Source organism: Alteripontixanthobacter muriae (genome assembly GCF_013336795.1).
GTDB lineage: Bacteria > Pseudomonadota > Alphaproteobacteria > Sphingomonadales > Sphingomonadaceae > Pseudopontixanthobacter > Pseudopontixanthobacter muriae.
This window is the reverse complement of the sequence record NZ_JAAFZT010000022.1, coordinates 51,366-63,805: the sequence shown is the minus strand read 5'-3', so window position 1 is coordinate 63,805 and position 12,440 is coordinate 51,366. Positions and strand designations below refer to the sequence as shown.

The 12,440-nt window shown below is 59.7% G+C and carries 8 protein-coding genes; 4 read left to right on the top strand and 4 right to left on the bottom strand.

Annotation, left to right across the window (positions count from 1 at the left end):
* Positions 1–21: 21 nt before the first annotated feature.
* The 4 genes from G7A66_RS07695 (at position 22) to G7A66_RS07680 (ending at position 5,015) form a co-directional block, all read left to right on the top strand.
* On the top strand, positions 22–1,242 hold the full coding sequence (locus G7A66_RS07695; RefSeq protein WP_174295106.1) for an NADP-dependent isocitrate dehydrogenase: 1,221 nt from the start codon (positions 22–24) through the stop codon (positions 1,240–1,242).
* Positions 1,243–1,287: 45 nt separating this feature from the next.
* Positions 1,288–2,925 (top strand): bifunctional GNAT family N-acetyltransferase/carbon-nitrogen hydrolase family protein, encoded by a 1,638-nt coding sequence (locus tag G7A66_RS07690; RefSeq protein ID WP_174295105.1) that lies wholly within the window; start codon positions 1,288–1,290, stop codon positions 2,923–2,925.
* Between the two features lie 80 nt (positions 2,926–3,005).
* Complete coding sequence (locus tag G7A66_RS07685; RefSeq protein WP_174295104.1) at positions 3,006–4,766, top strand: cation:proton antiporter domain-containing protein; 1,761 nt, start codon at positions 3,006–3,008, stop codon at positions 4,764–4,766.
* Positions 4,767–4,829: 63 nt separating this feature from the next.
* On the top strand, positions 4,830–5,015 hold the full coding sequence (locus G7A66_RS07680; RefSeq protein ID WP_174295103.1) for a hypothetical protein: 186 nt from the start codon (positions 4,830–4,832) through the stop codon (positions 5,013–5,015).
* Positions 5,016–5,031: 16 nt separating this feature from the next.
* Here G7A66_RS07680 and alaS read toward each other — a convergent pair whose 3' ends face one another.
* The 4 genes from alaS to G7A66_RS07660 form a co-directional block, all read right to left on the bottom strand.
* Positions 5,032–7,683 (bottom strand): alanine--tRNA ligase, encoded by a 2,652-nt coding sequence (alaS, locus tag G7A66_RS07675; RefSeq protein ID WP_174295102.1) that lies wholly within the window; start codon positions 7,681–7,683, stop codon positions 5,032–5,034.
* A gap of 82 nt (positions 7,684–7,765) precedes the next feature.
* Entirely contained in the window at positions 7,766–8,584 is an 819-nt protein-coding gene (locus G7A66_RS07670) for a class I SAM-dependent methyltransferase (protein WP_174295101.1), read from the bottom strand.
* Between the two features lie 209 nt (positions 8,585–8,793).
* Entirely contained in the window at positions 8,794–9,864 is a 1,071-nt protein-coding gene (gene recA, locus G7A66_RS07665; protein ID WP_174295100.1) for a recombinase RecA, read from the bottom strand.
* 104 nt (positions 9,865–9,968) lie between these two features.
* Positions 9,969–12,386 carry a response regulator gene (locus tag G7A66_RS07660; RefSeq protein WP_332310517.1) on the bottom strand — a complete coding sequence of 806 codons (2,418 nt, stop codon included), beginning with the start codon at positions 12,384–12,386 and terminating at the stop codon, positions 9,969–9,971.
* Positions 12,387–12,440 lie beyond the last annotated feature (54 nt).

Sequence of the window (12,440 nt, the reverse complement as noted above, 5' to 3'; positions counted from 1 at the left end):
AATTGAACGAGCAGGATGACAATGGCCAAGATCAAGGTGCAGAACCCGATTGTCGAAATCGACGGCGATGAAATGACCAGGATTATCTGGGAATGGATCCGCGAGCGGCTCATTCTCCCCTATCTGGACGTCGATTTGAAATATTACGATCTTTCCATCGAGAGCCGTGATGAAACGAACGACCAGATCACGGTCGATGCCGCGAATGCCATCAAGGAGCATGGTGTCGGCGTCAAATGCGCGACCATCACGCCCGACGAGGCACGGGTCGAAGAGTTCGACCTGAAGAAGATGTGGGTTTCGCCCAACGGCACCATCCGCAACATCCTGGGCGGCGTCGTCTTCCGCGAACCCATCGTCATTGAGAACGTACCGCGTCTGGTGCCGGGCTGGACCGATCCCATCGTGGTCGGCCGCCATGCATTCGGCGACCAGTATCGCGCAACGGACACCCGCATCCCGGGTGCCGGCAAGCTGCGCCTCGTGTTCGAGGGCGAAGACGGCAAGAAGATCGACCTCGACGTATACGAATTCCAGGAACCCGGCGTCGCGATGGCGATGTACAATCTGGACGATTCGATCCGCGACTTCGCCCGTGCATCCTTCAATTACGGTCTCGATCGTGGCTGGCCGGTCTATCTCTCGACCAAAAACACCATTCTCAAGACCTATGATGGCCGTTTCAAGGATCTGTTCGAAGAAATATTCGAGAAGGAATTCAAGGACAAATTCGCCGAAAAGGACATTACATACGAACATCGCCTGATCGACGACATGGTCGCTTCGGCCCTGAAGTGGAACGGCAAGTTCGTCTGGGCCTGCAAGAATTACGATGGTGACGTTCAGTCCGATATCGTGGCGCAGGGCTTCGGCAGCCTCGGCCTGATGACTTCGGTGCTGATGACTCCTGATGGCAAGACGGTGGAAGCGGAAGCGGCACATGGCACCGTCACCCGCCACTATCGCCAGCATCAGCAGGGCAAGGCGACGAGCACGAACCCGATCGCGTCCATCTTCGCATGGACGCGCGGCCTGATCTATCGCGGCCGGTTCGACAATACGCCGGAAGTCGTGAAGTTCGCCGAAACGCTGGAACGCGTCTGCATCCAGACGGTCGAAAGCGGCAAGATGACGAAGGATCTCGCCCTTCTTATCGGCCCCGGACAGAACTGGCTCACGACAGAACAGTTCTTCGAGGCCATCGTCGACGGTCTCGAAGCCGAAATGTCGAAAGCAGGTTGAAGTTATCCTGCCCGATGAAAGCCTCTCGATCGAGCAAAGAGTAGCATGACCGAACAACGCCGGAAGGCCCGTCTGGAAATCCGTCGGGCCAAACCGAAGGACGTGCGCGCAATCGCCGATCTGGTGCGCCGGGCCTATAAGGACCTTCCGGCCTATACTCACGGTGAAATCCGCGGGCAGATCAACAATTATCCCGACGGATGCTTCGTCGCCAAGCTGGACGGTGTGCTGGTCGGCTATTGCGCCTCTATGCGCCTGGACGAGCGCATCGCCCTGTCGGATCAGAACTGGGATACGATTACCGGCAACGGCTTCGGCAGCCGCCATGACCCCACCGGCGACTGGCTCTACGGATACGAGATGTGCGTCGATCCCGCTACGCGCGGCACCCGCATCGGGCGACGCCTGTATGAAGAACGGCGCAGTCTTGCCGAGCAATTGGATCTGACCGGCATCGTTTTCGGCGGGCGAATGCCGAACCTGTCGCGGCATTGGCGCAAGGTAGAGGGGCCGCAGGATTATCTCGACCAAGTTCTGGACGGCAAACTGCACGACCCTGTCCTGCGCTTCCAGCTGGCCAACGGCTTCGAGCCGATGGGCATTCTCAAGAATTACCTACCCGAAGACAAGAAATCGAAAGCCTTCGCGGTCAAGATGGCCTGGCGCAATCCTTACATCGACAGCGATGCGCCCAAGAAGCATCGCCTGCCTCGGGGCGTCGAAAGTGTGCGGATTGCCACATGCCAACTGCAGGCACGGGCAGTTGCAGACTTCGACGAGTTCATGCGCCACGTAGAATACTTTGTCGATGTTGCAGCAGATTACGAGGCGGACTTCATAGTCTTTCCCGAACTCTTCACACTCATGCTCCTGTCCTTCGAAGAGAAGGAACTGAGCCCGATGGAGGCCATCGAGGCCTTGAGCAAATACACGCCTCGCATCCGCAAGGCGCTGTCGGACATGGCACTGAAGTTCAACATCAACATCATAGGCGGCTCGCATCCCACCCGCATGGATGACGGCGACATCCACAACGTTGCCTATGTTTGCCTCCGCGACGGGTCCGTCCATAGTCAGGAGAAGATACACCCCACGCCTAACGAAGCCTATTGGTGGAACATAAAGGGCGGCGACTCCATCGACGCCATTCCCACCGATTGCGGCCCCATCGGCGTATTGATCTGTTACGACAGCGAATTTCCCGAACTCGCCCGGCGACTGGTCGATGAGGGCGCCCGAATCATCTTCGTCCCCTTCTGCACCGACAGCAGGCAGGGCTACATGCGGGTACGCTATTGCGCGCAGGCGCGTGCGATCGAGAACCAGTGCTATGTGGTGATGAGCGGAAATGTAGGCAATCTGCCGAACGTCGGCAACATGGATATTCAGTACGCGCAAAGCTGCATTCTAACGCCCTGCGATTTCCCCTTCGCCCGCGACGGCATCGCTGCCGAGGCCACGGAGAACGTCGAGACGCTGACCATCAGCGATGTCAATCTGGCGGATCTTTCATGGGCGCGCGCAGAAGGCACGGTGCAGAATCTGGCGGATCGGCGTTTCGATCTTTATCGCATCGAATGGGACAAGAGCGTCGGATCGCTACCCCAGCATACCCGCATTGGCGAAGATCACGACTCCTCCGCTACAAGGCCTACCGGACCGCCGACCCCAGGCGGCGGGTAGACGGAAACCGCGTTCAAGCTCGTATGCTTTGTTAAACGCGGCCTAGTCGCCCTGCAGTAGTTACGCTAACACTCGCCTAGATGGCAGCCGAGTTTTCCTCCCCCGCATTATCGGACGCGCTGGTGATCCTGGGAGCGGCAGGGATCGTGATCCCGGTCTTTACGCGGTTCCGCATCACGCCCGTAATCGGCTTCATCCTGATCGGAATTGCCGTCGGGCCGTTCGGATTGGGCAGTCTGGTCTATCAGCAGCCTTGGCTGACCCACATCACCATCACAGATCCGGAGGCGCTCGAACCCTTTGCCGAGTTCGGCATCATTCTCCTCCTCTTCACCATCGGCCTTGAATTATCTTTCAACAGATTGTGGAAGATGAGGAGGCTGGTCTTCGGCCTCGGCGCGCTGGAGCTGCTGATCATCGGCTTGCTGATCTCGATCTTCCTGTCGATGATGGGCCAGTACTGGACGGGAGCGCTGGGCCTTGGACTGGCGCTGGCGCTGTCCTCGACCGCGATCGTCTTGCCCATCTCCGGCACGCAATCGCCCGTTGGACGTGCGGCGCTGTCCATGCTGTTGTTCGAAGACATCGCTATCGTGCCGATAATCTTCATGCTTGGCGCAATGGCACCATATGCGGCGAGCGATGGCTGGGAGGGCCTGCTCGAAACATTATGGCTCGGCGGCGCGGTGGTGATCGGACTGCTGGTTCTCGGACGTTTAGCCCTCCCCCGCCTCTTCGCTCAGGCTGCCCGCACTAAAAGTCCTGAGCTGTTCCTTGCAGCGACTTTGCTGGTCGTCATCGGCGCCAGTCTGGCCACGGCGCTTGCCGGACTTTCACCAATCGTCGGGGCATTGCTCGCTGGTCTGCTCATCGCCGAAACCGAATATCACGGCGAGGTCGAGACGATTATGGAACCGTTCAAGGGGCTGGCTCTTGGCGTGTTCCTCATCACCGTGGGGATGAGCATCGACCTGAACACGATCTGGGACAATCTCGGCATGATTGCCCTTGCGCTTGTGCTGGTGCTGACCTTCAAGGCTACGGTGACCGGCGTGCTGCTGCGGCTGATGGGAGCGCGCCGGAGCACTGCCGCCGAAACCGGCATTCTGATGTCGAGTCCTTCCGAGACGACCCTCATCGTGCTTGCCGCAGCAAGTTCGGCCCTGCTCATCCAGCCTGGAACCGCGCAGTTCTGGCAGATCGTGACGGCTATCGGTCTGACCGTGACGCCGATACTCGCGCGGCTCGGTCGCAGCATAGCGCGCCGCGTGGAGCCGCAAGTTGAACTGCCGCCGGAAGATCGCGGTGTTCCCCGCGTCATCATCATCGGCGCGGGCCGGGTCGGCCGCCTTGTCGCGCAGATGCTCACAACGCATGAGAAGAGCTACATCATGCTCGATTCGGATCCGGAGATCGTCGACCAGGCGAAAAGGCGTGAATACCGCGCCATGTTCGGGGATGCAGCGCGCGGCGATACGCTGGACCGACTTGGTGTCGAAAATGCGCCGGCGGTAATCCTCACGATGGACGAACCCATCCTGGCGCAGCGCCTGACGACCAAGCTGCGGAAGGCTTATCCCGAACTGCCGATCATCGCGCGCGCCCGCGATACGGCTCATGCAGCGGAACTATATCGCAGCGGAGCCAGTCACGCAGTTCCCGAAACCCTGGAAAGCTCCTTGCAATTGTCGGAAGCCGTGCTCGTCGATCTGGGCGTTCCCATGGGTCCGGTAATCGCCTCGATCCATGAAAAACGCGATCAGTTCCGTTCGCAAATTCAGGAACAGGGCGCCTTGTCGGCCAAGCCGCAGCTGCGGACGCGGACGCTGGGTAGCAGCTAGTTTCTGCAATCATGCCGGCAACTTTCTGCCTTTCCGACCATTGGTTAATGAAGGAGAGCAGATATGACCGACAAGAACGATCCCACAAAGCCAAAGAGCAATGACGAGAAATTCAAGCCGCAGAACGTGGCGGATGAAAGCGCCGGAAGTGTGACAAGCAAGGGCCGCGCAGACCGCAACATGAGTGACGATACTGCCCGCGGCAGCGAGCCCGAAAATCAGTCCCGATCAAGCAACAGGCAAAGCTGAGCAAGCAGCCGTGCGCTCAGCCCTGCAAGCTGCTGCGCACGGCTTCGATCGCGTCCTCAGCCCGTTCGCCCGAGGGCCCGCCGCCCTGAGCCATATCCTTTCGGCCACCGCCACCTTTGCCGCCAAGTGCTGACACCCCGGCCTGAACCAGGCTTACGGCGTCCAACCGATCGGTCAAGTCGTCGGTAACGGCGACCGCAAATGCGGCGCGGCCTTCGTTCACCGCAACGATCGCTGCTACCCCCGAGCCGATCCGACTCTTCGCTTCGTCCAGAAGCCCGCGCAAATCCTTCGGATCAAGTCCATGCAGGACCTGGCCGCTGAACGTAACGCCGCCAATATTTTCGTCTGCCGCGCCAGCTTTCTCCGCACCACCGCCGCCCAAGGCAAGTTGACGGCGGGCTTCCGCAAGTTCGCGTTCCAAATTCTTGCGCTCGTCCAGCAACGCCGCGATCCGGTCTTTTACATCGTCCGGCCCGGTCTTGAGCGTGGCGGCAATGGTCTTCAGCTCTTCCTCACGTTTGACCAACCACTGCCTCGCTCCTTCTCCCGTAAGCGCTTCTATGCGTCGAACGCCTGATGACACGGCGCTTTCGGCGATGATCCGGAACAAGGCGATGTCGCCGGTCGCATTGACATGGGTGCCGCCGCAGAGTTCAACGGAGTAATTGCGGCCCTGCATGGTGCGCCCCATTGAAAGCACGCGCACCTCATCGCCATATTTTTCACCGAAAAGGGCCAGCGCACCTGCTTCGACCGCTTCATCAGGGGTCATCAAGCGGGTGGCGACCGCTTCGTTCGCACGTATCTCTGCATTCACTTCCGCTTCGATCGCGGCGATGTCCTCGGCAGTCAGCGGCTTTGGGTGCGAAAAATCGAAGCGAAGGCGCTCCTGTGCTACCAGTGAACCTTTCTGCGTAACGTGTTCGCCAAGGCGGCCACGAAGCGCTGCATGGAGGAGGTGGGTCGCAGAATGATTGGCCCTGATCGCGTCGCGGCGCTCGACATTGACATGCATGTGGACAGTGTCGCCAACCGAGAGCTTCCCCTTCAGCACCTTGCCATTATGCGCATGCAATCTTCCCAGCGGCTTCGATGTCTCGGTCACCTCGATCATCAGGCCTTCCGGCATCGTGATCGTGCCGGCATCACCGGTTTGCCCGCCACTTTCACCGTAGAAAGGCGTTTGATTGGTGATGACGGTAACGCTTTCGCCTGCGCGCGCCAAGTTCACCTCGCCGCCGTCCTGCACGAGGGCGACGACCCGGCCCTCACCGTCTGTCGACGAATAACCGGTAAACTCCGTCGATCCCTCGCGTTCGGCAATGTCGAACCAGAATTCGCCAGATGCCGCTTCACCAGAGCCCTTCCAGGCAGCCCGTGCGGCAGCCTTTTGCTGGGCCATCGCGGCATCGAACCCGCTTCGGTCGACGCCGATGCTGCGGTCGCGCAAGGCGTCTTCCGTCAGATCGTAGGGGAAGCCATAGGTGTCATACAGCTTGAACGCTGTCTCTCCATCAAGAGACTCGCCGGCAACCATCGTGGCCGTCACATCGTCGAGCAGACGCAATCCCTTGTCCAGGGTCTGCCGAAAGCGTGTTTCCTCACGCTCCAGAACTTCCTCTACAAGAGCCTGCGCTCGCTGCAATTCCGGATAGGCCTGGCCCATTTCGGTAACGAGCGCCGGAACAAGGCGGTGCATCAACGGGCGTTCGGCACCGAGCAGATGTGCATGCCGCATGGCGCGGCGCATTATGCGCCTTAAGACATAACCGCGGCCTTCGTTGCTAGGCAGGACGCCATCGGCCATCAGGAAGCTGACCGACCGCAGATGATCGGCAATGACGCGGTGACTGGCGCGCGACGCTCCTTCTGCGGCGACGCCGGTCAGATTGACGGATTCCTCGATCAATGCACGAAACGTATCGATATCGTAATTATCGTGAACGCCCTGCATAACGGCGGCAATCCGCTCAAGGCCCATGCCAGTGTCGATGGACGGACGCGGCAAATCATGACGGCTGCCATCCGCTGCCTGTTCGAATTGCATGAAGACCAGGTTCCAGATCTCGATAAACCGGTCACCGTCCTCGTCCGGCGAACCAGGAGGTCCACCGGCAATGTGATCGCCGTGATCATAGAAGATCTCGCTACATGGCCCGCATGGACCCGTATCACCCATCGACCAGAAATTATCGCTGGTAGCGATACGGATGATCCGGTCTTCGGGCAGGCCTGCAATCTTGCGCCAGAGTTCGAACGCTTCATCATCGGAATGATAGACAGTCGCAAGCAAGCGGTTCGGGTCGAGGCCCCATTCACCGGTCAGCAGTGTCCAGGCATTCAGGATCGCTTCTTCCTTGAAGTAATCGCCGAAGCTGAAATTGCCGAGCATTTCGAAAAACGTGTGGTGGCGCGCGGTGTAGCCCACGTTGTCGAGGTCGTTGTGCTTGCCACCGGCGCGCACGCATTTCTGGCTACTGGTTGCCCGATCGGCCGGAGGTGCCTCAAGACCGGTGAAAGCGTTCTTGAAAGGAACCATGCCCGCATTCACGAACATCAGCGATGGATCGTTATAGGGCACCAGCGGCGCACTGGGCACCTTGAGGTGGTCCATGCCCGCAAAGAAATCCAAGAAGGAGCGGCGAATGTCGTTGGTCGAGAACATGAGACCGCAGGTAATCGTTCGTACAGGCGGCGACAAGCAGGATTAGCAGCAGTGTATTGGTCGTGCGGTGCAGGAGTGATCGTCAGATCGGGCGGGCAGTAACGATCCAGGCAGCCGCTTCGAATGCCACGATGTCGTGATCGCACCTTTTCCGCAGCAAGGCTTCCATGCCGCTTTCGAACCGGTCGCGAGCCGACCCCGCGAGCTTTGCCGCGGCAGCGGCAGCAGGCCCGATGGCAAGGAGATAGGCTTTCGCATCTTCGACGGCCTCTGAACCTGCTCCGGCTACATAGGCGTAGTCAATCGGTTCACAATGAATGTCGCCCCATCCTGCATCGGAAAGGACATTGTGAATGCGCTCCTCCCGTCCGAAAGCGAATGGACCGGGAGCTTCTTCGACCGGTTCGCCCTCTTGGGGAGCGAGTTCGGCAAACTCGGTCGCCCAATCGTTGTATCTGCGTTCACGAAAGCAGGAAAAGATCAGCCTTGCATGCGAGAATGCTTCGCCGCGAAGATTGCTGAAGGCAGCGACGGGATCATCGAAGAACATGGTTCCATGCCGGGAGATCAAGAGATCGGCCTTCTGTCCTTCAGCGCTCCACTCTTGTGCGTCGCCGGTCACGAACTCAAGATTGTGCAGATTACCGCCCCTTGCTCTCGCAACCTCGATCAAGTCGGCGCTCACATCTATGCCGGTCACCGACGCTTGCTGATTTGAACGCGCTAGTGCGAGCGAGATTTCTCCGGCTCCGCAACCGATGTCGAGCACATTGTGCACCGGAATGGAGAGAGCTTTCCTGAGCAACTCTTCCGTCAGGCCCGTGAAGCTGCGGTCGGTCCGGCGCCATTCGGCCGCCCACTTCGCGCCGACACCGGTGCGCCATTCGTCTCTTCCCGTCATTTATCGGCCCCTGCTGAGTGATGCTGAGTGATGCTGAATGTGCGACCGACGGGTTCTTGTGCCCCTTGCGGCAGGGTCTAGACTTAGGAAAAATCAAGTCAAACCTTTGTTTGGCAATCTTGTGGAATGCTCCCAAAGAAAAGCCGCCTCCAATCTGCTCAGATCGAAGGCGGCCTGGAAATCGCGCGAATGATTTACTAAATTTCTCGTTACTCTGCGTCGTCCTCCGACGACGGACCGGTCATCATTTCCTCGGCAACCTTGTCTTCCCGGCCGCGAATAGCGGCTTCGAGCTTGGCCTGCATTTCCGGATTTTCCTTGAGGAATGTCTTGGCGTTTTCACGGCCCTGACCAATTCTGACGCTGTCATAGCTGAACCAGGAACCAGACTTCTCGACGATGCCTGCCTTGACACCCAGATCGAGAATTTCGCCGATCTTCGATATGCCTTCGCCGTACATGATGTCGAATTCAACCTGCTTGAAAGGCGGCGCAACCTTGTTCTTGACAACTTTCACACGCGTTGAATTGCCGATGATATCGTCGCGATCCTTAATCTGCCCCGTCCGGCGAATGTCGAGCCTGACCGAAGCGTAGAACTTGAGCGCGTTACCGCCCGTGGTCGTCTCGGGGTTACCATACATCACGCCGATCTTCATCCGCAGCTGGTTAATGAAGATGACCATGCATTTCGACCGGTTAATCGAGCCGGTAAGCTTGCGAAGGGACTGCGACATCAGACGGGCCTGCAGGCCGACGTGACTGTCCCCCATCTCGCCTTCGATTTCCGCACGCGGGACAAGAGCGGCAACGGAGTCGACAACCAGCACATCGATCGCGTTGGAACGCACCAATGTGTCGGTAATCTCCAGCGCCTGTTCGCCAGTATCGGGCTGCGAAACGATCAATTCGTCAATGTCGACGCCCAGCTTTCTCGCATAGACGGGATCGAGCGCATGTTCCGCATCGACGAAAGCCGCAGTGCCGCCATTCTTCTGCGCTTCCGCAATGACATGGAGTGCCAGCGTCGTCTTGCCCGAACTTTCAGGTCCATAGATCTCGATGACACGGCCCTTGGGCAGGCCACCGATTCCGAGGGCGATGTCAAGGCCGAGCGAGCCTGTCGAGATCGCCTCGACGTTCATGGCCTCCCGACTGCCAAGCTTCATTGCCGAGCCCTTGCCGAACGCGCGATCGATCTGGGCCAATGCGGCATCGAGTGCTTTCTGACGGTCCACGTTGTTTTCCTTGCCTTCAACCAGTTTCAGATTCGCTGCCATGACACGGCCTCCATCTATTTCCTAGGCCAGCACCAAGCTTATGCCCGGCACCTATATAATCAGATGATGGGGGCGGAACAAGAGGGGAACATTTATTTCCTGCGTCAGCTTTGCTGTCGTTTGCCGCTGCTCGCCAGGATCGCACCTACCTGCTCGCCAATCTGTTGAACGCTGAACGGCTTGGCGAGGAAATGCATGTTCTCGACATCGATGTCCCGGCGGAGCTGTTCTTCAGCATAGCCGGACATGAACAATACCGGCAGGTCGGGTTTGACCCTGCGGATTGCGCGCACCATGGCCGGACCGTCCATGCCCGGCATGACCACGTCGGAGACCACCATGTCATATTCCCCGCCGTTGGCGATCGCAGCCAAACCCTCTTCGCCATCCGAGCAAGGCGTGACCTCGTAGCCTGCGCGCGACAACGCCCGTTCGGCAACGGCGCGGACCATGTCCTCATCCTCCACCAGCAGTACGCGCCCCCCGCCGGACCACGAACTGGCCTCGGCCTGCACCTCTGCCGGTGCGGCGCTTTTTCGCTCCGGCAGGTCGCCGTGATACACGGGGAGGTAGACGGTGAAGCGCGCGCCTTCGGGCTTCTCGCCTGCAGTGCCGATGTTATCGGCGAAGATGAAACCGCCGGATTGCTTGACTATCCCATAGACTGTGGAAAGGCCAAGTCCCGTTCCCTTGCCAAGCTCCTTCGTCGTGAAGAAGGGTTCGAAAATCTTGCTCAGCTTGTCTGCGGGTATGCCGCCGCCGGTATCCTGAACCAGCAGCACCGTGTAGTCTGCGACCGGCAGGATATCCGAACCCATCTTGCGAATGTCACTTGCAGAGACACGCCGGGTGGCGAGCGTCAGCCGGCCCGTGCCCTCGGGCGAAGCAAGCATCGCATCGCGCGCGTTGACGGCCAGGTTCACGATGACCTGCTCCAGTTGCTGCGGGTCGGCGCGCACGGGCCCAAGATCCCGATCGTGCCGGACCCTCAGAGTCACTTTCTCGCCCAGAAGCCTGTTCAGAAGCTGACTGACCTCGCTCACCACATCGGGCAATTGCAGAATTTCGGGCCGCAGCGTCTGCTGGCGCGAGAATGCAAGCAATTGCCGCGTCAGGCTGGCCGCACGATTGGAATTCGCCCTGATCTGCTGGATGTCATCATAGTCACTGTCGCCCGGCGTATGGCGCAGCAACATCAGGTCGCAATATCCGATTATCGCGGTCAGGACATTGTTGAAGTCATGAGCGACACCGCCAGCCAGCTGGCCAACCGCCTGCATTTTCGTCGCCTGAGCCACCTGACGCTTCAGCCTCGTTTCCTCGCTGCTGTCCGCAAGGCTGAGCAAGACCGATGCCTCGCCTAAACCCCTCACCCCAGCCAAGCCCAACGACACGGGATCGTCAGGTTCGCTGAGAAGGCGCACTGCCATGTCGCCATTGTTCGCTGGGCCTTTCCCGAACCGGCGAACGGCATCGGCCAAAGCGCCCTTGTCCTCACGCATGACAAGATCGGAAGGATATTGCGGCATCGCCCTGCCCTCGAAGCCGACTGCCCGGGTGAATGCAGGATTGGCGAAAAGCAGCCGCCCGTCCCTGTCTGTCAGGGCAAGGCCCAGCGGCAGGGCACCGAGCAGCGCCTCCAACTGAGGCGTTGCCGAAGCGGTCGACGATCCTGCATCGAAACCGCCTCCGGAAGAGCCGCCGATACCCACTCCGCTATCGACCAGCAGCATCAATGAAGGCGCTTCGTCGGCAGACGGCGCCGCGCCTTCGGAAAGCGGCACGTGTATCAACGTCTGCGGAGTGCCGCGCCGCGCCTCGCGAGCGTAGTAAATGCGGTCCCTTTCGTCAGACCGCAACAAGCCGACGAAATCCTGCCCCGCCAGTGTCGCGCTGGCGTCGCCAGCTGCCCGTTCCGCAAAGCCTGCGGCCACGGCCTGGATAATGCCGTCAGCACCCACCAGCGCACTTTCGATGCCGGCCTGACTCAGCAAGCGGCCCAATTGGCCGGTAACCTGATCTGACAAGGTCTGCACAGGGTCGGGCGCAACCTGCTGGCTCACACGCCAGACGAGATAGTCGTCGCCCCGGCCCGCGCGACTGGCAGTAGCGGACCAGATTGCCGATCCGTCGTTCGCTTCCAGCGGATCGGCAGAGCCCGAACCATCCCGCCACGCATCGCGCGCCGCGCGGGTGAGTTTTTCAAGAGAAGCACGGTCCACCGGCAGATTGGGAGGCGCATGTGCAGTGCCGAACCACTGCATATAACGCGCATTCGCACAAACCATCCTGTTCGCCCGGTCGGTGATGGCGATCGCGGTTTCCGGCGTCTCTATGGCCGCAACCGTGACCGACCAGTCGGGTGCGGCAAGCGCGTCCTTCTCCGTTCGGCCGCCGAGCTTCGCGATAGCTGCCCCGCAGGCGGCAAACACGGCCAGACCGCAGGCGTATGCAATTGCAGCCCCTGCATTGCCGCTTACAATCCATACCAGAGCAACACTGAACGCAAATGCCACAGCCACGAACAACAACAGACGGTGTAGACCCGCAGCCTCGATGCCCGACTTCAAATCCTT

Excerpts from the sequence above, each read along its gene's own strand:
- G7A66_RS07695 (WP_174295106.1), top strand. The coding sequence starts at position 22 with ATGGCCAAGATCAAGGTGCAGAACCCGATTGTCGAAATCGACGGCGAT.
- G7A66_RS07680 (WP_174295103.1), top strand. The coding sequence starts at position 4,830 with ATGACCGACAAGAACGATCCCACAAAGCCAAAGAGCAATGACGAGAAA.
- alaS (WP_174295102.1), bottom strand. The coding sequence starts at position 7,683 with ATGTTCTCGACCAACGACATTCGCCGCTCCTTCTTGGATTTCTTTGCG.
- G7A66_RS07685 (WP_174295104.1), top strand. The coding sequence starts at position 3,006 with ATGGCAGCCGAGTTTTCCTCCCCCGCATTATCGGACGCGCTGGTGATC.
- recA (WP_174295100.1), bottom strand. The coding sequence starts at position 9,864 with ATGGCAGCGAATCTGAAACTGGTTGAAGGCAAGGAAAACAACGTGGAC.
- G7A66_RS07690 (WP_174295105.1), top strand. The coding sequence starts at position 1,288 with ATGACCGAACAACGCCGGAAGGCCCGTCTGGAAATCCGTCGGGCCAAA.
- G7A66_RS07670 (WP_174295101.1), bottom strand. The coding sequence starts at position 8,584 with ATGACGGGAAGAGACGAATGGCGCACCGGTGTCGGCGCGAAGTGGGCG.